The sequence below is a fragment of the Sporosarcina sp. ZBG7A genome, from assembly GCF_000813425.1.
Taxonomy (GTDB): domain Bacteria; phylum Bacillota; class Bacilli; order Bacillales_A; family Planococcaceae; genus Sporosarcina.
The window spans coordinates 177020-201572 of sequence record NZ_JWIB01000010.1; the positions used below are offsets into that span (position 1 = coordinate 177020).

General features: G+C 43.7%; 18 protein-coding genes and 1 other annotated feature. Of the genes, 2 read left to right on the forward strand and 16 right to left on the reverse strand.

Annotated elements, in window-relative coordinates; all coding sequences use genetic code 11:
- Positions 1-32: 32 nt before the first annotated feature.
- From leuB to ilvD, 6 genes are all read right to left on the reverse strand, one after another.
- A complete protein-coding gene (leuB, locus tag RL70_RS04340; RefSeq protein ID WP_039042174.1) occupies positions 33-1133 on the reverse strand; it encodes a 3-isopropylmalate dehydrogenase in 1101 nt (366 codons plus the stop codon).
- A gap of 21 nt (positions 1134-1154) precedes the next feature.
- Positions 1155-2711, reverse strand: a complete 1557-nt coding sequence (locus tag RL70_RS04345; protein ID WP_039042175.1) for a 2-isopropylmalate synthase — start codon at positions 2709-2711, stop codon at positions 1155-1157.
- Positions 2698-3729, reverse strand: a complete 1032-nt coding sequence (gene ilvC, locus RL70_RS04350; RefSeq protein WP_039042176.1) for a ketol-acid reductoisomerase — start codon at positions 3727-3729, stop codon at positions 2698-2700. Before ilvC ends, RL70_RS04345 begins: the two co-directional genes overlap by 14 nt.
- Before the next feature lie 228 nt (positions 3730-3957).
- Complete coding sequence (ilvN, locus tag RL70_RS04355; protein WP_039042177.1) at positions 3958-4473, reverse strand: acetolactate synthase small subunit; 516 nt, start codon at positions 4471-4473, stop codon at positions 3958-3960.
- A complete protein-coding gene (gene ilvB / locus RL70_RS04360; protein ID WP_052245778.1) occupies positions 4470-6158 on the reverse strand; it encodes an acetolactate synthase large subunit in 1689 nt (562 codons plus the stop codon). The genes ilvN and ilvB overlap by 4 nt, the downstream gene beginning before the upstream one ends.
- Before the next feature lie 161 nt (positions 6159-6319).
- Positions 6320-6554: a binding site (T-box leader), on the reverse strand.
- A gap of 3 nt (positions 6555-6557) precedes the next feature.
- Positions 6558-8225, reverse strand: coding sequence for a dihydroxy-acid dehydratase (gene ilvD, locus RL70_RS04365; RefSeq protein WP_039042179.1), 1668 nt, complete (start codon positions 8223-8225; stop codon positions 6558-6560).
- A gap of 495 nt (positions 8226-8720) precedes the next feature.
- Between ilvD and sda the strand changes: the two genes are divergently transcribed.
- The gene (gene sda, locus RL70_RS18265) at positions 8721-8852 is read left to right on the forward strand and encodes a sporulation histidine kinase inhibitor Sda (RefSeq protein WP_156137899.1); all 132 of its coding nucleotides are present in this window, start codon (positions 8721-8723) and stop codon (positions 8850-8852) included.
- A gap of 221 nt (positions 8853-9073) precedes the next feature.
- On the opposite strand, the gene RL70_RS04370 is transcribed toward sda, so the two are convergent.
- The 3 genes from RL70_RS04370 to RL70_RS04380 form a co-directional block, all read right to left on the reverse strand.
- A complete protein-coding gene (locus RL70_RS04370; RefSeq protein WP_039042180.1) occupies positions 9074-10759 on the reverse strand; it encodes a methyl-accepting chemotaxis protein in 1686 nt (561 codons plus the stop codon).
- A gap of 202 nt (positions 10760-10961) precedes the next feature.
- Positions 10962-13316 (reverse strand): bifunctional 2',3'-cyclic-nucleotide 2'-phosphodiesterase/3'-nucleotidase, encoded by a 2355-nt coding sequence (locus RL70_RS04375; protein WP_039042181.1) that lies wholly within the window; start codon positions 13314-13316, stop codon positions 10962-10964.
- A gap of 168 nt (positions 13317-13484) precedes the next feature.
- Positions 13485-15848 (reverse strand): bifunctional 2',3'-cyclic-nucleotide 2'-phosphodiesterase/3'-nucleotidase, encoded by a 2364-nt coding sequence (locus RL70_RS04380; protein WP_052245760.1) that lies wholly within the window; start codon positions 15846-15848, stop codon positions 13485-13487.
- Between the two features lie 209 nt (positions 15849-16057).
- On the opposite strand from RL70_RS04380, the gene RL70_RS04385 reads away from it, so the two are divergent.
- A complete protein-coding gene (locus tag RL70_RS04385; protein ID WP_052245761.1) occupies positions 16058-17107 on the forward strand; it encodes an acyl-CoA dehydrogenase family protein in 1050 nt (349 codons plus the stop codon).
- 179 nt (positions 17108-17286) lie between these two features.
- On the opposite strand, the gene RL70_RS17750 is transcribed toward RL70_RS04385, so the two are convergent.
- From RL70_RS17750 to RL70_RS18000, 7 genes are all read right to left on the reverse strand, one after another.
- Entirely contained in the window at positions 17287-17430 is a 144-nt protein-coding gene (locus RL70_RS17750; RefSeq protein ID WP_156137892.1) for a hypothetical protein, read from the reverse strand.
- Positions 17431-17567: 137 nt separating this feature from the next.
- Positions 17568-21158 carry a chitobiase/beta-hexosaminidase C-terminal domain-containing protein gene (locus tag RL70_RS04390; protein ID WP_082003305.1) on the reverse strand — a complete coding sequence of 1197 codons (3591 nt, stop codon included), beginning with the start codon at positions 21156-21158 and terminating at the stop codon, positions 17568-17570.
- Between the two features lie 252 nt (positions 21159-21410).
- A complete protein-coding gene (locus tag RL70_RS04395; protein ID WP_039042182.1) occupies positions 21411-21962 on the reverse strand; it encodes a DUF488 family protein in 552 nt (183 codons plus the stop codon).
- An 87-nt stretch (positions 21963-22049) separates the two neighbouring features.
- Positions 22050-22514: an NUDIX hydrolase gene (locus tag RL70_RS04400; RefSeq protein ID WP_039042183.1), complete on the reverse strand. Its 465-nt coding sequence runs from the start codon at positions 22512-22514 to the stop codon at positions 22050-22052.
- Positions 22515-22568: 54 nt separating this feature from the next.
- The gene (locus RL70_RS04405) at positions 22569-23108 is read right to left on the reverse strand and encodes a GNAT family N-acetyltransferase (RefSeq protein ID WP_039042184.1); all 540 of its coding nucleotides are present in this window, start codon (positions 23106-23108) and stop codon (positions 22569-22571) included.
- Positions 23109-23151: 43 nt separating this feature from the next.
- On the reverse strand, positions 23152-23535 hold the full coding sequence (locus RL70_RS04410) for a hypothetical protein (RefSeq protein WP_052245762.1): 384 nt from the start codon (positions 23533-23535) through the stop codon (positions 23152-23154).
- Between the two features lie 93 nt (positions 23536-23628).
- Positions 23629-24540, reverse strand: coding sequence for an NERD domain-containing protein (locus tag RL70_RS18000; protein WP_052245763.1), 912 nt, complete (start codon positions 24538-24540; stop codon positions 23629-23631).
- Between the last annotated feature and the right edge of the window lie 13 nt (positions 24541-24553).

Consider the following 24553-nt stretch of genomic DNA (forward strand, 5'->3'; position numbering starts at 1 on the left):
AGTGGCAGCATGCAAACGCCGCGGTTGTTTAGTTATACGTACGAACACATGATACTGTTTGAAACAGACTGGATATCCACTTCCTCAGCAACGCGTGCTGCCCATTGTTCTGTCGACATTGGACGGACACCTGGTCCTGCAAGATCTGCAGTGCAATGACCTTCTTCATAAATCGTCTGAACGGCTTGCTCAATCGCTGCAGCTTCTTCTTCCATTCCGAATGATTGACGCAACATCATTGCAGCGGACAAAATTGTAGCAGCCGGATTCGCAAGTCCTTTTCCTGCTACGTCTGGCGCAGACCCATGGACCGGTTCGTATAAACCAAAACCGTCCGTCCGGACACTTGCTGAAGGCAATAGCCCAAGAGATCCTGTAATGACTGATGCTTCATCACTCAAAATATCGCCAAACATGTTCTCTGTCACAATGACATCGAATGCTGCTGGGTTTGTAATCAGTTTCATTGCAGCAGAATCGACTAATTGGTGTTCGACTTCAATGTCGGGATAGCCAGCACGGACTTCCTCGACCACTTCCCGCCATAATCGGCTAGACTGCAGTACATTCGCTTTATCAACAGAAGTTACTTTTCCACGCCGCATTCGTGCGAGGTCAAAGGCAGATCGGACAATTCGTTCGATTTCCACTCGCGTATAAACAAGTGTATCAACAGCAGCATCATGTGTTTTCCTACTTGGTTCACCGAAATACAGACCACCTGTCAATTCGCGAACGATGACTAGATCCACGTCTTTCACAAGATCCTCTTTCAAAGGAGAGCGATGGAGGATTGCTGGTACCGCCTTTACGGGACGAATGTTTGCAAAGAGCCCGAAGTGCTTACGGATGGCAAGCAAGCCTTTTTCCGGACGAGTTTCAGCAGGGTTTTGATCCCACTTCGGACCACCTACCGCGCCGAGTAACACAGCATCACTCTTTTCACACAGTGTAATTGTTTCATCTGGAAGCGGTGTACCAAAGGCATCTACTGCAGCCCCGCCGATAGAACCGTGGACAAATTCGAACGAATGATGAAATCTTCTAGCAATTACTTCAAGCACCTTCACTGCAGAACTGATTACTTCTGGACCAATCCCGTCACCGGGTAATACTGCGATACGTTTTTCCATCGTCGTCTCCTCCTTATAAGATTAATTTACAGTTTCAACTGCAAACTCTTTTTGAGTTTCCAATGACTGTCGTACTAATTGTCGATTAATCGCATTCAAGTATGCTTTAGCAGACGCTTCCAATACGTCTTGCGCAATCCCTCTACCTGTTAACTGCGTTCCATTGAAGTTCAAATTCACCACCGCCTGACCGAGTGCATCTCGCCCCTTACCAATAGAAGAAACTTGATAATCGAGAATGTGCACATCGCCTTTCACAAGCAATTCCAATGTATTGAAGATTGCTTCTACAGAGCCTGCGCCAGTCGTTGCAACGCTGACTGTTTCCCCTTCAGGATTCGTGCTCGTCACAGTAGCAGTCGGTACATTATTTGTTCCATACTGCACTTGGATACTTTCCAAGTCATAAATTGGCGTTTCAGTTTTTTCAAGTTGTTGTCTCGTAAAGAGGACGAATAGGTCATCTTCCGTAATCTCTTTCTTTTTATCCGCTAACTCCTTGAACTCTGCAAACACTTCATTTAACTGATCGTCGCTTAAAGTGAAGCCCATCGTGATGGCCCGATCTTTGAAGGCTGCGCGACCTGAGTGTTTTCCAAGGGCAAGCGGCTCTTTCGTTGCACCAATAAGTTCGGGTGTAATAATTTCGTAGGTCTCTGGATTTTTCAACATGCCATCTTGATGAATGCCAGACTCATGTGCGAATGCATTTTTTCCGACAACTGCTTTATTTGGCTGGATTATGACACCAGTTAATCGGCTAACTAGTTCGCTTGTTCGTTTGATTTCATTAAGACGAATTCCCGTTTCCAGGTTGTAAAAGTCCTTTCGAATATGAAGTGCAACCGCAATTTCTTCAAGCGATGCGTTGCCTGCTCGTTCGCCGATACCGTTAATAGTACCTTCCACTTGATCGGCGCCATTTTCGATTGCTGCGATGGAGTTTGCGACTGCCATCCCTAAGTCATCATGACAATGTGCAGAAAGTTTTACTCGATCAATCCCGCGGACGTTCTCTTTCAAGAAGCGGAAGAGTGCACCGTATTCTTGCGGAGACGCATATCCGACCGTATCTGGAATGTTTACCGTTGTTGCACCAGCTGCGATGACTTCGTTCAAAATTCGGACGAGAAACGCTGGGTCTGAACGGAATGCATCTTCAGCGGACCATTGCACAAGTGGGAATTTAGAGCGAGCATATTTGACCGCTTCCACTGCTATATCCACGACCTGATCCGGCGTCTTTTTCAATTTATATTCCATATGAATGGGTGAAGTTGCGAGGAACACGTGTAAGTGAGGCTGTTCTGCGCCTTTTAACGCATCCCACGAAGTATCGATATCACTCTTTACAGCACGGGCTAAGCCCGTCACTGTAGAGTTTCTTACGGTAGTTGCGATGCGTTGAACTGCTTCGAAGTCGCCGGGGGATGAAGCGGGAAAGCCCGCTTCAATCACCGCTGCACCAAGACGTTCAAGCTGGCGTGCGATTTCAAGCTTTTCCGCTGTATTTAAGTTAATGCCTGCTGACTGTTCGCCATCCCTCAGTGTTGTATCGAAAAAGTCAATTCGTCGCACCTGCAGTCACCTCTTCCTCTTTTTTCAATCCTTTCGCAACAAATGGCATCATCGCGCGCAGTTTTTCACCGACTTCTTCAAGTTGATGTCCTGCTTCTTCTTTTTCAATTCGGTTGAAGTTCGGACGACCATCTTCGTTTTCTTGAATCCACTCTTTTGCGAACTTCCCAGACTGGATATCTTCCAAGATCGACTTCATACGAGCTTTCGTATCTGCGTCGATAACACGCGGTCCTGAAACGAAATCGCCCCATTCTGCTGTATCTGAAACAGAATAACGCATACCTGCCATTCCGCCTTCGTACATCAAGTCAACGATGAGCTTCGTTTCATGGAGTGTTTCGAAATATGCGAGTTCCGGCTGGTAGCCCGCTTCTACAAGCGTTTCGAATCCTGCTTTGATAAGTGAAGTCAATCCTCCACAAAGGACCGCTTGCTCCCCGAATAGATCGGTTACTGTTTCTTCTTCAAATGAGGTTTCAAGAACTCCGCCTCGTGCTGAACCGATCCCTTTTGAATACGCAAGTGCCGTCGCGCGGGCTGTACCTGATGCATCTTGATACACTCCGAATAGTGCTGGTACGCCTGCACCTGCAACGAAAGTCCGTCGTACGAGATGTCCTGGACCTTTTGGAGCGACTAGGAATACATCAACGTCTGCAGGTGGTTTGATCTGACCGAAGTGGATGTTGAATCCGTGTGCGAATGCGAGTGCTTTGCCTGCTTTTAAAGCTGGTGCGATTTCTTCTTCGTATACTTGCTTTTGACGCTCATCTGGAAGCAATACCATGATCACATCTGCTTGTTCTGCAGCTTCAGCAACAGTAGCTACCTCAAGACCATCTTCTTTTGCCTTATCAAATGACTTCCCGGGACGAATTCCTACAACAACTTCGAATCCGGAGTCTTTCAAGTTCTGTGCGTGTGCGTGACCTTGTGAACCGTATCCAATTACCGCAATTTTTTTACCGTCCAATACTTTCTCGTTGATGTCCTGGTTATAATACATGTTTGTCATAATGAATTCCTCCTAGGGTTTGTGGGTTTTTTTATTTTTTTAATCATTTTTCAAGATGTTGACATGCCGCTAACACGATTCGTTGATTGTAGCGTAAGACGGCGACTCCGGAGGGATCAGCGAAGATCGAAGACCCTGGACTGAGCGCAGCGAGGGAAGCGGCTGAGATCGAGCCCCTCGGAAAGCGTCCGTCTGAAGCGTAAATCAACACCGTCCGGATACTATGAGCTATTTCAAAATCGATAACAATGGGGACGGAGTTTTTTGGACTTCTCGCACGAATGCTGCTGTGCCTGTTCGTGTGAGCTCCTTGATGCCGTATGGCTTAAGCAAGGCGATGAACGCGTCGATTTTCTCTGGATCGCCTGTCACTTGATACGTCACGATGTTCTTTCCGGAATCGACGACAGTCGCCCGGAACGGTTCTACCAGGCTGTTCATCTCCCCCCTTGCATGTGGTGGCGACGTCACTTTCACTAACGCCAATTCCCGCAGCACAATCGACTTGTCGGTAATATCATTCACCTTAATCACGTCGATTTGCTTTTGCAGCTGTTTCACGAGCTGCTCGATCTTGCGTTCATCCTCCACATGGACGATGAACGTCATTTTCGACATCCCAGATTGTTCCGTGTGACCAACCGTAATGCTTTCAATGTTGAATTGGCGTTTCATGAGCAACCCAGTGACCCGATTCAGCACGCCACTTTGGTTGATAACTGTTACTGTGATGACTCGTTTCATGGCGCACTCACTCCAATCATTTCTTGAATTCCTTTCCCCGGCGCTACCATCGGATAGACGTTTTCCATACGTTTCACTCGACAGTCGATCAAAACGGGTTCATCTGATAACAATGCTTCCGTAAATACTGCTTCCGCTTCTGCCAAGCTTTTAATGCGGTAGCCTTTCAAATCATAGGCTTCTGCGAGCTTCACAAAATCCGGTTGGATCGGGATTAATGATTGTGAATAGCGTTCTTCGAAAAACGTCTGCTGCCACTGCCGCACCATTCCGAGTGCTTCGTTGTTCAAAATCACGACTTTCACTGGAATTCGAAGTTCTTGAAGCAGTGATAATTCTTGTGCAGTCATTTGGAAACCACCGTCACCAACAACTGCAATTACTCGTGCATCCGGTTTTGCGAGTTGTGCCCCGATAGCTGCTGGGAATCCGAAGCCCATTGTCCCGAGACCGCCAGAAGTTACCCAGCGATCTGCATGATTCAATCCATAATATTGAGCAGTCCACATTTGGTGCTGTCCGACATCCGTCGTCACTATCGCATCTCCCTCTGTAATCTTGTGGATCAGCTCAAGTGCTTGTTGAGGAAGCAGATGTTCCGGGTCTTCTTCATACCAAAGTGGGAAGTTTTTTGTCAGACTCTCGAGTTTTGTTAACCAAACCTCCGTGTCTGGCTTGCATGCCGGATGCTTCAACAATGCAAGTAACGCTTCTTTTGCATCAGCAACAATCGGAATTGCAGTCGGAACATTCTTTCCGATTTCCGCTGGGTCGATATCGATGTGAACGACAGTAGCATTTTGTGCAAATCGGTTTAGGTTACCTGTCAATCGATCATCAAACCTAGCACCGATATTAATGAGTACATCACATTCACTGATTGCCATGTTCGAGGTGTACGTACCATGCATGCCCGCCATACCAAGGAAGAGTTCGTGATCTCCTGAAATACTTCCTAACCCAAGGAGTGTATTGGCAATTGGAATCCGATTCACTTCAGCGAATTCCTTCAGTTCTTCAGTCGCTTTAGCGTGAAGTACACCAGCCCCTGCTAAAATCACAGGCTGTTTCGCTTGCTTAAGTAATGCAATAGTTTTTTGAATTTGCAGGTAATTCGGATGAACAGTAGGCTGATAACCAGGCAAATAAAGTTCAGTTGGAGCTTCTGGGACGTTTTCTGCAGAAGCTGTGGCGATGTCTTTTGGAATATCTACAACTACAGGTCCCGGTCTACCAGTCGATGCAATATGGAACGCTTCTTTAATGATACGAGGCAGATCTTCTACCCTGCTAACTTGGTAGTTATGCTTCGTGATTGGTTGCGTAATCCCAATAATATCCGCTTCCTGGAAAGCATCTGTTCCAATGACGCTACTTGAGACTTGGCCAGTAAACACAACGAGTGGAATGGAATCCATCATGGCATCTGTAATACCTGTGACAAGGTTGGTTGCACCTGGACCTGATGTAGCAATTACCACGCCAGGATTGCCTGAAACTCGTGCATACCCTTCAGCAGCATGAATCGCTCCTTGTTCGTGGCGGGCTAAAATGTGTTGAATTGGATTTTGATACAGTGCATCGTAAATTGGAAGTACTGCACCGCCTGGATATCCGAAAATGATTTCAACTTGTAGTTCTTTCAAGGACCGGATTAACACATCCGATCCATTAGCTGGCCGCATTGGAGCGGCATCGTTCTCATTAGCTTCAGGTGCCGTTTTCAACTTCAATTCCGTACTCATTTGCATCTCTCCTTGTCATCATCGCTATATATATGGCTCCATCGGGAATCCAGATTAAATCATAATAAAAAGCCTTTTCTCCCCGCGCAAAAAATTATTGCGCAAGGGATGAAAAAGCTTTCATGGTACCACCCTTGTTCACGGTAACGTTCACCGTCTCATGGACGCGAATGAATCGCATCCTTTATCATAACGGGCACAACTGCCCGAAACAGCTTACTTTGTTCAGCTGTTCACTCCGAGGCGATATCGCGTTGGTTGCATTACCGGTTTGCAGCACCACCGGCTCTCTGGGAATGCAGGATCCAAACACTTTTACCTCATCATCGAGTTCGTCTATTAAATTTTCATAACGCCACCCGTACTGGCGGATGTCACTAATTTGGAATAACGGGCAAGATACCCTTTTTTGATTTTCGGTTCAAATGGTTTCAATTGGCTTTTACGTTTTGCAAGTTCTTCTTCATCGACTTCCAATTCAATGGTCCGATTGGTTAAGTCGATTGTAATGACATCTCCGTTTTCCACAAGAGCGATTGGACCGCCTTCAGCTGCTTCCGGAGAAATGTGTCCGATGGAAATGCCTCGGGATGCTCCTGAGAAACGACCATCCGTGATGAGCGCGACTTCCGTTCCAAGTCCTCGACCTGCAATCGCTGCAGTCGGCGCGAGCATTTCCGGCATTCCAGGTCCGCCCTTTGGACCTTCGTAACGAATGACTACGACGTGACCTGCTTGCACAGTACCATCGTCAATACCTTCTTGAGCTGCTTCCTGAGATTCAAAGACGATAGCTTCACCTCTGAATTCTTTGATGGAAGGATCGACAGCACCGACTTTTATGACGCCGCCGTCTGGTGCAATATTTCCAAATAGAACGGAAAGACCTCCAACTGGACTATAAGCATTTTCTTTATGACGTATTACTTGATCGTTCTTGATTGGCCGGTCTTTCACATTTTCATAGAGTGACTTTCCGGTGATTGTCATCCTATCTGGATGAACAGCACCTTCAATTTCACAAAGCTCTTTTATAATGGCGCTGACGCCACCTGCCAGATGGACGTCGTGCATTGTATAATCGGATGCTGGACTGATTTTCGATAAATATGGAATCCGTTTAGCGACTTCATTAATATCACGGACGTCGTACTCGATTTCCGCTTCGTGTGCAATTGCGAGTGTATGAAGGACCGTGTTTGTAGATCCGCCCATCGCCATATCGAGTGCAAACGCATCGTCAATTGTCTCTTTTGTAATGATGTCTCGTGGCTTAATGTCCTCTTTTACCATTCTCACGAGATGCTGCGCCGCTTCTTTAATGAGCCGATGACGCTCATCAGAAGTTGCGATGATTGTGCCGTTATCCGGCACGGTGACGCCTAGCATTTCCATTAGAGAGTTCATGGAGTTAGCGGTGAACATTCCTGAACAGCTACCACATGTAGGACATGCACTTTGTTCAATATCGAGCAGTTCTTCAGCAGTCATGGTTCCTTGTTTGTAAGAGCCAACTCCTTCAAACACAGATACGAGGGATAACGGCTTACCGTCTGCTGAAGTTCCACCTTCCATAGGACCTCCTGAAACGAATACGGAAGGAACATTCGTACGGACCGCTGCCATCAGCATTCCTGGTGTAATCTTGTCACAGTTCGGGATGTAAAACACACCGTCAAACCAATGCGCGTTAATGACTGTTTCAGCTGAATCGGCAATGAGTTCACGACTTGGCAATGAATACCGCATACCAATATGCCCCATAGCAATTCCGTCATCAACACCGATTGTATTAAACTCGAAAGGAATGCCTCCTGCTTCACGTATCGCTTCTTTCACGACTTCCGCAAATTTGTTTAAGTGCATATGACCGGGAATGATATCAATGTATGAGTTGCATACTCCAATGAATGGTTTCTCCATATCTCTCGATCGCACGCCTGTCGCATACAGTAGACTCCGATGCGGTGCACGATCGACACCTTTCTTTATCATGTCACTTCTCATGAAACTCACTCCTCACAATGGCACCAACGGGTGAACGATAATTTCAGCAACCAGGTAGTTGAAACAACCTTTCGCTGAAGTAGATTGTTGTAATCATATAGCGAAAGAAATAAAGAGTCAACCATGTTTTTGAAATAATTTTTCAATTTAGAATATATAGTGAAAATGTATACGCTTACAACGCCTCAACCACGCGATATATTGCACATCGCACTTTTTTTATAAACTTTTTGATCAACTGTATCCAACAAATCAAAAAATCTTTCGACAAACTTCGCGCAGTCCACAAGTGTGCATAACTTTTTCCACGTTATCCCCTTGATTGCGATAGACCTACTAACTCCTATGAACAGCTTGTCCACATTTTATCCACCAATCAATGTGGATAACCGAACGGTTGTTCTTTTTTTAGTTATCTGATAAGTTAAAAGTAAGCCGCTTTCCTCGTACTTGGGGAAATTGAATAATACAATGCTGGAAGAAGGTGTCGTGTTTATGAACAGACTCCCCGATGATCTGCTCATCCTATCGTATGTAAAAGCCATGGAACTAGAACTAAGTGCTGAGTTTATTAACTTACTGAAGTGTGAAGTGAATAAACGTAGCTTACTTTGTTTTATATACTAACCTGTCGCAATAGCCAAACCATTCAAGGAAAGCGGCGTTCTTGTGTCCCTATACTAACGTAAGATCAGCTGCTCAAATGGGGCAGCTGATTTTTTTGTATGAGGACAGTAACATGAATGTGTTAGATCATTTATGCATGTATCCAGTGAATTCCTATATCCGCTAGCACTAAAAAAGTCCTCTTGTCAGCTAATGCTGACAAAAGGACTTCCAATTGCTAATTATACTGTAAACTGATGAATCATTTCCTGTAGATCCACCGCTTTGTTGCTAAGGTCTTGAGCCACTGCATTGATTTCTTCTATCGTTGCCAATTGCTCTTCCATCGCAACTGCGTTCTGTTCTGTTTGTGCAGAAGCACTTGTAGCTTGACCTGAAATTTCATTCACAGAGGCTGATACTTCTTCAGCACTTGCAGAAATCTGCTCTGTTGCTGCGGAGATTTCTGCAATCTGACCGGACATGACCTGAACAGCTTTCACAATCTCCAAGAACGTACGCCCTGCATTTTCAATGACATGAACACCTTGTTCTACATTCACCATACTTTCAGAGACCGATTGTTCCACGTTCTTTGTATCAGTCTGAATTGCCATCGTCAACTCGACAATCTGACTCGCGGACTTCTTCGATTCCTCTGCCAGTTTACGTACCTCATCTGCGACGACAGCAAATCCTTTTCCATGCTCTCCAGCGCGTGCTGCTTCAATTGCCGCGTTGAGTGCTAGCAAGTTGGTTTGTTCCGTGATGCTAGTAATGACATTCGTAATGTTCTCAATTTCTTCAGTCTGACGGCTCAACCGTTGGATCAGCTCTGAAGTTTGATTTGACGAGTTATAAATAATATCCATTTGCTCTTTCGCTGTTTCGATTGTCTGACCACTTTCCGTAGCGATATACATGGTTTTCTCAGCACTGTCGTTTAGTTGCGTTGCTGATTCTGCAATACGTTGGACACCTACAGCCGTTTCTTCCATTACTATTGAACTCTCACTTGCAGCAGATGCTGATAATCGTGCACCTTGTGCGACAGAGTCAATAGATTTCGCCATCTCTTCAGAGGATTGTGATACCTCATACGTACTTGCAGACAGCTCTTCTGCTGAAGCTGTCAAATGCAGGGCGTTGTCGTTCACCCCACCAATAAGTGTTCGAAGACTTTGTTTCATGCCGTTAAATGAATTCGCAAGATCTTTCAGTTCATCTTTGGATTTCAGATGAATGTCCTCATCTGACAAGTTTCCAGATGCGACAACAGATACCGCTTTAGATAGACGAATCACAGGCTTAGAAATACTGCGAGTAATCGTTGTTGAAATGAGTGCAGCTAACACTAATGCGAGAATGCTTGCTCCAAGCAAACCAAGCTTTGCGTTTTTAGCAGTGTCGAGTGCGCTCTTATTTACTATAGTTAATTGTTCGTTTTGATACGTAGTCATTTCAGTTAATGTTTCTCTTAGTCCCTCATTTATAAGGCTCATTTCCGAATCCATCAATTGGATTGCGCCTTCTACATCATTAGCTTTTTTTAATTTAATAACATCCTGGGATACTGCATAAAACTCCGCATTTAATTGTTCTGTTTTGTCTATCAATCCCTTCATCTTATCCGATTGGGCAAGTTGACGAATTCCAGCGATGGATTCGTTTATTCTTTCATAATGCTCGTCGAATTTATCCAAATCATCTTGTTGACCTAGTAGTAAATACGAGCGTATGTAAACGCCTTCTAGACCGCTTTCTGCCTGAATATTTTTTGCGAGTATAGTTTGTGCAACACGACTTTCGAGCAAAAAGTCATATTCATCTTCAATTTTAGCTATTTGATTAAAGCTATATAACGATGAAAGTAGAATAACAACGATAAGTACACCGAATCCTCCATACAACTTTTTTCCAATTGACATAGGTCATCTCTCATTTCTAGTAAGTAGTAAAAGCATACTTATACTTTCGGCTCTTGATTTCTATTGTTTATATTTAAAGTAATTGATTTTCAAATTATTTTTCATTTTAAAATTATTTCAGAATAACTTACATCTGGATTGCTTTTTTTCTGCTATTTACGTAAAAAAAAGAGACGCAATGAGTGCGTCCCCTTAAACGTTCTTATTTCAATTCATACTTCCCGTAACCTTCTTTAGTTGGTTGGATATATTTAATGCGCGTGTCATCACCGATATGTTCTTTACCTTTTATTGAGGTTTCAAAAATCATTTTTGCACCTTTTACAGGCTGAATCGACCAGTTGTTGTCTACGTAGGGCTCAATTTGATCGATTGTTTCTAAATACTCAATAACGGCTTCACGATTTTCATCTTGATAGAAGATGATCTCTTTTGCATCCCGTACTCCAGGGAAGTTTCCGCTACCGCGATAGTTATTTGTTACGACAACAAATTCTTGATTCGGATCAATCGGTTGATCCTTATATTGTAAATTCCGAATCCGAGTTGCGTTTTCATTTACAAGCTTTCCTTCTTTGCTATCATACTTCGCAGGTTGCGTAATATCTATCTCATATGTTAGTCCGTCAATTACGTCAAAGTTGTAAGAACGGTGGTTTTCGTTCACAATATTTTGTTCTTCCGACTTTGTAGGATCTACTTGGTTGAATGCACCTGAAGACATCTCGAGCCATTCTTTGATGTTCTTACCTGTAAGAACAACCGCAGCGACCGTATTATCATAGACATACAAGTCCGCTAAGTTTTTAATAGACACATCTCCAGCTGGGATATCCGTATAATAATCAGGACCATATCGACCACCGAACTTTAATGGAGATCCTGCAGACAAAATCGGAAGTTTCTCATACTCGGTTCCTTTAATCTTATCCTCAACGTAGTGTTTCTGTGCTTCCGTTAGAATTTGGATGGAGGAATCGTCTCTAATAAGCCCAAAATAGCTCGTAAGTGGCGCAGTTGTTTTAGAAACAGGAGTTCGAATGTAATCTAATGTTTCTTTATGGACTTCTTTCACTGCATCTACTACTTTTTGATTCACCTTATCAGAGTCTTTATGAACTTCACGTACTGATCCTTTACCGGAAACAACTACCCATTTGCCATTGTCCATTTTCAATTGATAGTCTAGTAATCCAAGGTGACTACCAAAACGGTTTGGCATGACAACTGGAGTACCATTCAGTGTACCTTCTTCTGAGTTCACATTTTTCACATCTTTGAAGTCGCCGGGGAAGAGTGCGTGGTTATGACCTGTCAACACACCATCCACACCTTCAAGTGCAGAAATCTGCCACGTGACATCATCTTCTCCCTTGTCGTGAACTTCATCACCTATTCCAGAGTGAGCAATAACGAATACGACGTCAGCGCCTTCCTTTTGTACTTGTGGCAAGAACTTTTCTACAGTATCCGCACCATCTTCAACTGTAACTTTCCCTTTTAAATTCGACCCGTCCCAACGCATGATTCCAGGAGCAACAACTCCAATTACGCCCACCTTCAAATTATGCATGACCCCTTTAGAATCCGTCACTTCCTTGTCCAGAATGACGTAAGGTGTAAAGCGGTTTTTTCCTGTTGCTTCATCATAGATGTTGGCATTCAGAACTGGGAATTCTGCACCTTCAATAACATTGTCCAAGTAATCCAAACCAAAGTTAAACTCATGATTTCCTAATGACATCACGTCATATTTGAGTGCATTCAATCCGGCAACAGAAGGATGCACTTCCCCTTTTTGGAGCGGCTTTTCCTTTACTTTGTAACTACCGAGTGGCGTCCCTTGAATCAGATCCCCGTTATCGAATAACAACGTGTTTTCAACCTCTGCACGTGCTTCGTCGATAAGAACTCCTGTTTTCGCAAGTCCATAGTCTTGAATCACTTTGTCTTGATAATAATCATAGTTCATGAGATTCGTGTGAATATCCGTTGTACCCATAACACGAAGTGCTACAGTCGCTTCTTCAGGATGTGGCTGACTTACTTGTAACAGTCGATTCACAATTGCTCGCATCTCATTTTTCATGACTGCCTGTTTGGGTTTTGCTGTTCCATCTGAATAGCCCTTCATAAGACCAAGTCCTATGCTTTTTGCCATTTCTGGACGCAATGAAGCACCGAAGTCTCGCTTGTCCTTAAAACGATCAAGCAAACTTAACGGATACGTTTTGTCTGTATTCGTAGCACGTGCTGAAATAACAAATGCCTGCTCACGTGTCAATGTTCCATTTGTGTCGAACACCGTAGTAGACCGCCCATGAACAAGACCTGCTTTCACGGCAGCTTCAACGTAAGGTGCGAGTTGTTTATCTACGTCTTTAAATTTGAGCGTTGAACCGTCACTTAGCGAAAGGTTAAGCGCTTTCACAACTTGTTGGATGAATTCGCCTCTTGTTGCTTCGTTTGACTTTGCAGCATTTGCTTTCTGTGGGACCACTAGGCTTCCAACAGTTAACAATACGATAAGAAAACTAACGCCAACTTTTTTTAGCAAAATTTCTCCATCCCCTTTTCAATGTATAATTTTATTCAATTGAAATAAAACGAATCTCCCTGGCACCCCAAATCAATTACATGGACTAAGACGTAAAGAAACTGTTTCTCTTTATCCGAACTTTACTAGAAAAAAGAGACGCAACGAGCACGTCTCTTTTTCTAGTTCTTACTTCAATTCATATTTCGCATATCCATCTTTTGTTGGTCCAACGTACTTAATGCGGCTATCGTCACCAAGATGTTGTTTACCCTTTTCAGATGTTTCGAAGATCATGTTTGCTCCACCCACTGATTGAATGGACCAGTTGCCATCTGCAGAAGGATCGATTGGATCTACTGCTTTCATATAGTCGACAACCGCTTCACGGTTTTCGTATTGGTAAGAAAGCGTATCTGTAGCGTTGCGTACTCCCGGGAATTCCCCACTTGCACGATAGTTGTTAGTTACTACGATAAACTTCTGTTTTGGATCAATTGGTTTTCCGTCAAACATAAGATTTTTCACTCGACTCGCGCCTTCGTTGACACCTTTACCTGCACCGTCATATTTGTTTGGTTGAGTCACGTCATACTCATATGTGACACCATCAATAACGTCAAACAGGTAAGAACGGTAATTTTCATTTAACACGTTTTGTTCTCCAGATTTTTTCGGATCAATCTGATTGAACTGACCACCTGACATTTCAAGCCATTCCTTAACATCGGCTCCTGTCATTACAAGTCCTGTAATCGTGTTGTCAAATACGTATAGATCCGCCATGTTTTTAATGGCAATGTCTCCAACAGGGATGTCCGTGTAATAGTCGGAACCATATCTACCGCCTGCTTTAAATGGTGCACCTACTGATAAAATTGGTAAATCTGCATATTCTGTACCTGGAATCTGCGTTGCTACATAACGTTTTTGTGCTTCTGTAACAATTTGAATCGATGGATCATCTTTCACAAGCGCGAAATAGCTTGTAATTGGTGCTGTTGTTTTAGAAACCGGTGTGCGGATATACTCGAGTGTTCCTTCGTGAGCTTCCTTGACCGCATCCATGACACCTTGGTTGATTTCTTCTGAATCTTTGTGAACTGCGCGCAGTGAGCCTTTTCCAGAGATGACTTCCCACTTGCCATCTTCTATTTTCAATTCATAATCGAGCAATCCAAGGTGGCTACCGAACTTACCTGGCATAACGACAGGAGTTCCATTCAACGTACCAGCAGCTTGATCTGCATTTTTTGTGTCTGCAAAGTCCCCAGGGAACAACGCGTGGTTGTGACCAGTTAGAACTCCATCGACGCCGTCAATTTCAGAAATCTGCCATGTAATATCATCTTCGTCCTGCTCATGAATTTCATCGCCAATTCCTGAGTGAGCAATTACGAATACAACATCAGCGCCTTCTTTTTGTACTTGTGGCAAGAATTTCTTAACTGTATCTGAACCATCTTCCACAGTTACTTTACCTTTAAGTACTGCGCCATCCCAGCGAAGGATACCTGGTGCAACGACTCCGATAACGCCGACTTTCAATGTATGTTTCTCACCTTTAGAGTCTGTTACTTCTTTATCCATTACAATGTAAGGATTGTAGCGGTTTTTACCTGTTTTCGCGTCATACACGTTTGCGTTAATGACAGGGAAACCAGACTCATCGATCACTTGGTCCAGATATTCCAGTCCATAGTTAAACTCATGGTTTCCTAAAGACATCACATCATAGTCAAGTGCTTGCATCGCTGCAAATGCAGGGTGTACTTCACCCTTTTCCAACGGATCTACACTCACTTTATATGTACCGAGTGGATTCCCTTGGATTAAATCTCCATTGTCGAACATAAGCGTATTTTCGGATTCAGCGCGTATTTCATCCACCAACACACCTACTTTTGTAAGTCCATAGTCTTCTACCTTAGTATCCTGATAATAGTCATAGTTTACAAGGTTCATGTGAAGATCAGTCGTACCCATTACACGTAGGGATACAGTTGCTTCATCAGTACCTGGGTATTCCTGACTTATTTTTACTAAACGATTAACGATTGCACGCATTTCATTTTTCAACACTGCCTGTTTCGGTTTTGCTGTGTGGTCTGAATAGCCTTTCAACAGACCTAAACCGATGCTTTTCGCCATTTCCGGACGCAACGAAGCACCGAAGTCACGCTTGTCCTTAAAACGGTCAAGGAGGCTCATCGGATAAGTTTTATCTGTTTTTGCTGCACGTGCTGAAATAACAAACGCCTGTTCACGAGTTAGTGAACCATTTGTGTCGAACTTTGTAGCTGAACGGCCGTGAACAAGACCTGCTTTCACTGCAGCTTCAACATAAGGAGCTAACTGTTTGTCCACATCTGTAAATGTGAGCGTCGAACCATCGCTCGTAGGTAAATTAAGTGCTTGTACAACTGATTGGACGAATTCTCCTCTAGTTGCCTCATCTGACTTAGCAGCGCTTGCTCCTTGAGGTATAATTAAACTACCAAGGGTCAGCAAAGCGACAAGAAAACTGAAGCCGATTCTTTTAAGCAAAGACATTAACATCTCCCTCTCACCATTTAGTTTTCGTACTAGTCAAACATACCATATATTTCTGGTAGTTCCAATGTCTTCTGAAGTTAAAGTTAAAACTTTGCAAACCTTTACTTCCTTGTCATAGAGGGAATAGAAGTGGGTGCACGATTCGCGTTTTGATTATTCCTCTACCGGTACCGTTACATTTTTACTGAATAGAAAGGATGATAGTTATGTTATCTGAAGATCTCTCAAAAATTATTCTCAGTGCTTCGTCAGAAATCGAGCAGACTGGTACATTGCCAGACGACTTATTGCAAGTTGCTTATGAAGAACAGTTGTTTAAGCTGTTTTTACCGAAAGAGTTAGGTGGTCGGGCGCTTTCTTTACCTGATGCTGCCCATGTATTTAAAGACACTTCATTTAATGATGGTTCGTTTGGTTGGCTGACGACAATCGGATCTGGAGGTAATTTATTTCTTGAAAATATGACGGAAGCACAAGCGAAAGAACTGTATTTACCAGCGAACGCTGTGATTGCAGGTAGTGGATATGCAACTGGCAAAGCACATGCTGAAAAGAACGGCTATCGAGTTTCCGGTAAGTGGCGTTTTTGCAGCGGCGCACCGTACGCTTCCATGTTTACAGCGAATACAATTATTTGGCGTGACGGTAAGGAAACAGACGAAATGCGCGCATGTATATTCATGCCAGACCAAGTCGAAATCGTGGAAGACTGGAATGCGATGGGACTGAAAGGAACAGGTAGCCACACGATCCGTGTGAAGGATGCATTTATACCACATGATCGAACCTTTTCAGTAATTGAAACTCAGAACGCACTCGGCCTACCTGTTCATTCGTTCCCGTTCGTCCAATTTTCACAAGTCTCATTTGCAGCTGTTTGTCTTGGACTGGGTGCGCGCTTTTTAGAAGAAGCACATAAGCTTATAGAACAAGCCAAGTCACGCTGGGATGCAGAAAAGATTGCTGGAACAGTGAGTTTGCTTGAGGAACAACAGGAGCGTTTTAACCTAGCCGAGCAACTCTTCCATAATGCAGTGGAACGACGCTGGGACATGCATCTGAATGGTTCCCTTGACGACCATGAACTTGATCAACTGTCCGCTGTATGCATGGAGAGTTCAGATATCGCAACGGATTGTGCAGTCCAGTTATTCCGTAGACTAGGCATGCAGGCTGTATTGGAAACTTCTCCTGTAAATCGTGCGTTTCGTGATTTATGGACCGCGGGGCAACATGGATTTTTGAATCGATCTTAACTTTTTGGTACCAGCAGTCTCTATTTGTATTGAGAGGCTGCTTTTTATTCGTTGAATTGTGTCCCGATTCCGATTAACTCTCCCTTCTTGCCGATTCTTTGCTCGATATTGCCGATTCCTTTCGTCATAATGCCGATTCTTCTTCCAATCTTGCCTATTTACGCTTCCTTCTTGCCGATTCACCATACAAACAGTGAAAGCCTACAAAAATCAAGCGGAGCGCTACCAATTAATCCCTTAACCCCGTTGAATTGTGTCCTGATTCCGATTAATTCTTCCTTCTTGCCGATTCTTTGCTCGATATTGCCGATTCCTCTCGTCATAATGCTGATTCCCCCTCTGATTTGGTCGATTCACGCTCCCTTCTTGCCGATTCACCCATCCTAATCCCCCCCAATCGTCAGGTGAACAACGCAAAAAGGACGACACCCGGGGGCATCGTCCTCTCCTCAAAATCTACTCAGCTCGCCACACTATTCCATGGCCATTGAATGCCAGGCTTTGTAAGTTTGCGACCAAAGCGGTCATAAAACTCAACATTTTCAGCACTTGCACCATTCACATAACTAATTTTCATAACATTCTCGGCTCCAAAGATCCGAAGTGGATTCGTCCCATCCAAAACGACATTTCCTTGAACTGTCCACTTCGTATCGACAGTTAAGCCTTTTTCAGTCGGTTTCAGAATTAGCTTGTTATTTGCAAAGCCCAGTCCGCTTAAAATTGCATACTGGCCAGTTAACGTAATGCCATTCGTTACACGCGAGCGGTAATCCATTGTGATGGAAGATCCTTTCGCATCGACTGTTAAACTCGGCTTCTTGTAATTCAACAAGAAATAATACTTGTTGACAGGAACCTTTTCCCACTCAAATGGATCAGGATCGCTCTTTGTTTTCAGCGCTAGCTGCACTAATATCGGATCATGGTCACTTGCACGGCCCGCCATGTCTGTATAATCTGCATTGATATGCAGCATATCGATTTCAGAAGCATCTGCTAGATTGTTCGACACGAGTACATGGTCAAGCACTTGAGAATTCCCTTGATAAACGTACGAGTAGCGATCCGATTCTTCGACTCCATTCACAAGATTCGTCATTAGTTCACCTTCATGAATCTTGAGCGCATCTGTAAATTGGAAGTCATTAAAATCGCCAAGGGATACAACATTCGCATCAGGGTTTTTCGTCTTCACATCATCCACGAAGTTATACACGATTTGCGCAATATTTTTACGCTGAATCTCACTCTTATACACTGGTGGCTGGACTGCACCAAACAATGGCGTGTCTCCACCTTTTGAATTCCAGTGGTTTGCAATGACGATGACATCTTCACCTTGGAACGTGAACTCTGCTGCAAGTGGTTTTCGGCTACTATTGAACGCTTCATTTGTCGGATCAATCCGTCCTGGATTCACCGTCAAACCACCATTCTCATACCCAACCGCTGTTACTGCATCCCCGTGAGGTGCTCCTGTTTTCATTGAAACGCGCTCAGGATTGTACAGGAATCCAACACGGATATTGGCATTCGGCTGTCCACCATCTTGGTTATTCACCGGATCGATGTTGACATACTCATACTTCACTCCGCCTGCTTCTACAATCGCTTGAATTAGACGTTCATAACTTTGATTGGCTTCAGGTCCACCCGCATCAGGACCGTTATTGTCTTGAACTTCAGTAACACCAACAATATCTGGACTTTTCATATCGACCGCAAAGGCACGTGCTAGCTTCTTTGCTTTATCGGCAGAAGTCGTTTTCGTATTGTTTGAGAAGTTCTCCAAGTTGTACGATGCAATTGTTAATTTCTCGTTGTCCTTCACAATTGTTGTTTTTTCTGGAACTGCTTTGCCCTTTACAAACTTCGCCTGCATCTCTTCCAATCCCACATAAATCTTATAGTTTTGGAACGAATACCCGACCACTCCAACGATAGGTCCTTTAAACTGGTCACCTGTCGCTACTTCAAAATCACGCGCTGCACCATTCGGCTCCAATCGGAATTGGACCAAATCTGCATTCGGAACGTCTTTCTTCAATACCACTCCGCCGTTTTTCGTCTCCGTTTTACGAGATTCTAAAACAGTTGCTAAATCACCATGCTGTTGGGGTCCAACTGCTTTTACATTGCCTACTTCAACGAGCATCGCTTCACGACTCTCCCAGAAATCGCCTGCATATTTAGCTGGATCAAATTCTTTTAAACCTGCGCTAAGAATTTGTTCTTTTGGTAAGTTCGATTCATCGATAACAAATGGCGTGGGAAGTTCAACATTACTGTCCACAACCGTTACAACACCGCCACGATCTTCACGTACGTTAATTTGCGTCGTTTTCAAGTCCGTTTGCTGACGATCTGAGTACCCGTCAATCGCGTACTCACTCACTTGTCCACTGACAGAAACGAGATCACCTTTCTTCAAGTTCCATGCATCACGTCCACTGTACAAGACAACAGCTTCAGATGTATTCAAATCGCCATCGCGCTTATTATCCGGCGTCTGAATGTGATAATACGTCGATCCTTGAAGTTCGTATTTATACGTAACAATACCTTGTACGCCATCTACGACTTGTCCTGCAAATGGTGAATCATGACCTGCTCCTTGAATGTTATGGATTTGCAGTGCATCCGTAATTGAATAGTCAAACGTTTGGACAGCACTCACACGTCCATCATCCGTTTTAGCAACTGCTTTCAACTGAACATTATCGGTAATCTTCAACGGTGTTGCATACGTTGCACCATTCTCAATCGGATCTGTGCCATCGAGAGTATATAAAATTTCTGCATCTACTGTTCCAGATGTCAACGTCACGTCCACACTTTCAACAAATGTTCCGCTACCTGGATTTGCAACAACTGGCTGGACCACCGTAGAGTCTGCGATAACATCTGACGGACCACGTGGAATCACCTGATAGACATCGTCAAATTGCTGAACAATCCCTGTGATCGAGTCGTAGGTCATACCTGCTTGCAACCCAAGGCTGTCATTTTCATCCCGAATCGTAAATTCAGTTCCATCTGTTGCAATGAAGTTTGCCCAACCTGGCCCTGCTTCTTTGTCGGAAAGCGTCACATTATTCACTGTAACAAGCTGTGATTCAACATCTTCACCAATCGCTGCCCCTGTCACAGTTTTCGCAGTCAGCTCTGTTCCCACAATCTTTTCAACAACTGAAGCTTCGTCCAATTGTAATAATCCTCTATAGTCAGCAATCTTCCCAGTTACCGTCACTTCATCTCCAACATTTACTGCTAAACTCGTTGGACGAACAGCGATACCTCCAGTTTCATCTTGAATCGAAATTGTATTTTTTAGTTTTGCAGCGACAATCCCTTTCACTGTCGCTTTTTCTCCAGCTGGCAATGCACGTGCATCTTTAATGGACACAACGTCAACAGGTATTTCAGGCTCTTCGGGATCCGTTGAACCTGATCCATCCAATTCATGGGTACCTAAATTCGAAAACGTATCTTTCGGATAAACCGTCCACTCTTTCGTTCGATCAAACGTATCATCAATGACACCATCACCTTTTGTAACGTCCGCATTTCGAACAAGCGTTACATCCGTACCCCAATTATCTCGAGCATTGACTTGTCCAAATGAGTCGATCGTAGCGTTCCCTTTTTTCAACACGATGGCATCATCGCCGTTGAAGTTTGTCACGCTCCCGATTTCCATATCCGCCTTGGCTTTGAGATCGGCTGAAGCTTGGTTATGCACAATGACATACGTTTTTCCATCTTCAAGTGTACCCGTCAGTTCTAGTTTGTTCGTCGGCGCAACCGCTCCATTTGCATAGAGTTCAACAGAATACCCACTCAAGTCAAGTGTAGCGCCTGTCCCGTTGTACAGTTCAATCGCCTTATTGAATCCAGCCCCTTCCACATACTCGGAAATCAGCAAATCGGATGCTTTTACAGCCGGTGATTCTACTGCATATACCGGAACAGCTGGTGCGACCAATCCTGCCACAAGCGTTGTTGCCATTAATGAGTTCAACCATTTCTTCCCCGTTCGACCGTGCATTGCCTCACACTCCTCGTTGGAATGAATTCGCTCAACAGAAGAATCCGACTATCTATTGGTAGAATTCTAGTTTCAATTTAAGCGTACCATTACACTGTAATAGCGACTATGCGTCTTTGTAGGAGTATTCATAGTTTTCAAGTGAGCGGGAAGTTCTATTTTTCAGAAAAAATATTTTAGGTATTTGGACACACAAAAACACAGCCTTCGCGAAAGGCTGTTAGAGAGAAATAGAATTCAATCAACTTTTAGTTAGTTTACATGTGGATAGACTACTGTTTTATCCTCCTCGACAATCGGCATTGCTCCCCACTTCCCTAGTTCATGAGGAACCAACTCTCCTGTACCATCGCTTTTCGGAACAATATGAAATACCTCCCAATCATGAACCACAAGCCAGTTACTAATGATCAATCGATGGCAGCGTGCGGGGTGTCTTTCCGAGCAGAAATACGCTGTACGTTTTTCAGAAGCAATGTCAGTCAATCTCTTTACACCATCTTGATAGCAATTCGACAATGTATAATCCGCGTAGTTGTGAAAGGATTGGTTTTGCCAGCCCTCATTTAACAAAGGAGAGACGAGTTGGGATGACTGTCGTCTGCCGCCAAGTTCTTCGATATGTGTATAGTCGATTCCTGATTCAGGTAACCATTCGGCCATTTTATCTTTCGCGAACCATGGGAATTTCCGACTGCCTGGGAACGCCCGTACATCAACGAGTTTTTCAATCCTAGCTTGTTCCAAGAGACTAATAAATTCTTCTTTCGTGTGTGAAAAGTGTCCGATCGTATAGATGTTCATACGTGTCATCCTTTATAAGCGTTTCTTATTCAACTGCCCTCGAGGAAGACAGTTGAAACCTTAAAGGAAGTTAAAATTACAGAATAGTTACCGGATAACTGGTATCTTTGCCCCTCTAGCCCAGTCTAAGATGAATGACTTCTGTCTCAAGTTTAGGTTATCAGGTAAGTTATGCGGCGCGAAGAAACGATGTTCCCTGCTTTCCTCACCTTCTTGAAGTAACTCTCCGGAAATTGAATGCGCAATAAAAATCACCTGGACACTATAGACTTGATCTCCATTGCTGTATTCGGCATAACAATCTTCACCTGAGTAGATTCCAAACAACTCCAGCTGACCGACAGACAATCCCGTTTCTTCAAGTGCTTCACGTTTTGCAGTCTCTTCAAACGTTTCCCCTAGTTCCATCACTCCCCCTGGAATACACCAGCTGTCTTCATCAGTTCTATGCTGCAATAAGAGCTGATCATTCTGAACAATCATCACCCCGCATCCGACCGTAAAGAGTGTTTCGTGTCCAATCAACTTGCGCATATTTTGTATGTAATCCAATGACGCTCCTCCTTAGATGACCGTTGAGACTTCTTGATCATTTTGCTGACGGCATCATTCACCGCCTACCACATACTCCATCAGCCAGCAATCCCTATATTCCCCTTCGTGCCACTCGCGCTCGGGTAGTAATTTCACTTTTTGAAAACCAGTCTTTTCATAGCAATGAATCGCCCGTTCATTCCACGTTTGAGGGTCCAACACGATACGACTTGCTTGTTTTTCCCGAATTATCCTCTCAATCGTTAAGATAACGAGCTCAGTTCCGATTCCTCTGTCCCAGTACTCAGGCTCGCCAATAAACTGATCCATGCCAAAGACGGCATCCTCCGAATCATTATATCCATAGATTTTCCTTTCTTCCATCCCAATCGGGTAATACTGAATGTAACCAATCGGGGTATCCTCGTGAATGACAATACATCTCGTTTCCTCCAGATTTCCATCAAAGAAGGACGCTTCCACTCTGCCCATAGTAAAAGGGTTATCACGCCCTTCGTAAAATCGAAGAACTTGTGGATCCGTCAGCCATTTCAATAGTCTATATTTGTCTTCTTCCATCAATTTGCGAAGCCCAATTGAATGCTTTTTCATCACGTTCCTTCTTTCCTGTAAATTGACGCATTAAAACGTAAACCTAGCCTTCTGTTAGCAGCAAATACTTCCGCAATTCCCCATCCACTTCGACGAGTACATACATTCCACCTTCATTCGTTGAATAAATCACGGAACCAATAGGTAACTTTGTAGCCGTTCCATCTTGAAAGTCTTCCGGAATTTGGGAATTATAAAGTATTTCACCAAGCAGTTCATTCTTAGTGAGCTCCAACTCTTGAATCCACTCCACGTCTGCCTGGTAGACCGAACCTTGCCATTGCAAGATGTCCGCGTCCGGTTCTTGTCTTAACACTTCATCGGAGTCTGGGGGTTTGCTAGTTGGTTCAGTGATCGTTCCTGATTCCGAGGTACAGCTCGTCAAAACTAGCACACTCAGGATGATTCCATCTAAGAGAAGTCTCATCGTCATCTCCCCTTTTTGCGAGTAGACTCAGATTAAAAATAAATGTTACAGATACCATTGATAAAAAAATCAAAGCAGGGGTCCTCTCTTCAATTATGCTTCCGTTTTCAACGTATAACGACACTTAGGATAAGCACTGCAGCCCGTAAATTTTCCAAACTTTCCATTGCGTTGAACGAGTTCACTCGCACAGCGAGGACAGCTGCCAACCGATTCTATTGAGTTCGTCAGATTTACTCGTTTTTTTAACCTTACCTGATTTAGTTCTTTGCTAGCATCCTTCTGCTGTTTTGACTTTGAATTAACCGATTGTCTTGGCTTCTGCTCCCTCTGTTTGATTTTTACAGAATGAAGATGTTCCTTCTTCACTTTCCGTTTTTCTTGTTTATCTGTCATCCTCAAATTTTCAAGCGAATGATTCATGTGATCGAGTTCTACTTCCGTAAACACGATTTCGTGATGGTTTTTAATGACACGATTCAGCTCATTGATATGAATAACATATGCAGTTTCAAATGGCTCCTTAAATTTGAAAGTAGCATCACTTGAAAAAGAAATTATCGATTGCACGTCCAATTCTTCCTTATGTAAGTAACCCTTTAGTGACTGGATATGTCCGTAATTTTGCCAAATCGGATTGTACAAACGTTCCTTGCGCTTATAAATCACTTGCGTCCAATTTTTCTGGTGTTCACTTCCGTATATCCAACCGCTATAATGCTTCGTCTCAATGACAAACACTCCGTAAGGCGATAACACAATGTGATCGACTTGTGTGTATCCGCCCTCCCCATCCGGTACATATATGTCTGAAAAAACACTATATTCAGCACCGAGTTTCGTAAGTTTTCGATTTACCAACCACTCACCTATCGCCCCTCGGATAGCCGGTCGTTTGATCCGATACACTCCACGCAAAAGCAGTAGACCGATCAATACATAAAATAGCGGTGACTTGGTGTACATCCATATACCAGTTAAAATTCCGTCAAAAAAACCAGACATAATAATCCCCTCT

Coding starts and splice junctions, on each gene's coding strand:
- RL70_RS17750 (WP_156137892.1), bottom strand. CDS start 17,430: ATGACGAGAGGAATCGGCAATATCGAGCAAAGAATCGGCAAGAAGGAA.
- leuB (WP_039042174.1), bottom strand. CDS start 1,133: ATGGAAAAACGTATCGCAGTATTACCCGGTGACGGGATTGGTCCAGAA.
- RL70_RS04405 (WP_039042184.1), bottom strand. CDS start 23,108: ATGAAAAAGCATTCAATTGGGCTTCGCAAATTGATGGAAGAAGACAAA.
- ilvC (WP_039042176.1), bottom strand. CDS start 3,729: ATGACAAACATGTATTATAACCAGGACATCAACGAGAAAGTATTGGAC.
- RL70_RS04410 (WP_052245762.1), bottom strand. CDS start 23,535: ATGAGACTTCTCTTAGATGGAATCATCCTGAGTGTGCTAGTTTTGACG.
- RL70_RS18000 (WP_052245763.1), bottom strand. CDS start 24,540: ATGTCTGGTTTTTTTGACGGAATTTTAACTGGTATATGGATGTACACC.
- RL70_RS04385 (WP_052245761.1), top strand. CDS start 16,058: ATGTTATCTGAAGATCTCTCAAAAATTATTCTCAGTGCTTCGTCAGAA.
- RL70_RS04370 (WP_039042180.1), bottom strand. CDS start 10,759: ATGTCAATTGGAAAAAAGTTGTATGGAGGATTCGGTGTACTTATCGTT.
- RL70_RS04395 (WP_039042182.1), bottom strand. CDS start 21,962: ATGAACATCTATACGATCGGACACTTTTCACACACGAAAGAAGAATTT.
- sda (WP_156137899.1), top strand. CDS start 8,721: ATGAACAGACTCCCCGATGATCTGCTCATCCTATCGTATGTAAAAGCC.
- ilvN (WP_039042177.1), bottom strand. CDS start 4,473: ATGAAACGAGTCATCACAGTAACAGTTATCAACCAAAGTGGCGTGCTG.
- ilvB (WP_052245778.1), bottom strand. CDS start 6,158: ATGCGGCCAGCTAATGGATCGGATGTGTTAATCCGGTCCTTGAAAGAA.
- RL70_RS04380 (WP_052245760.1), bottom strand. CDS start 15,848: ATGTCTTTGCTTAAAAGAATCGGCTTCAGTTTTCTTGTCGCTTTGCTG.
- ilvD (WP_039042179.1), bottom strand. CDS start 8,225: ATGAGAAGTGACATGATAAAGAAAGGTGTCGATCGTGCACCGCATCGG.
- RL70_RS04390 (WP_082003305.1), bottom strand. CDS start 21,158: ATGCACGGTCGAACGGGGAAGAAATGGTTGAACTCATTAATGGCAACA.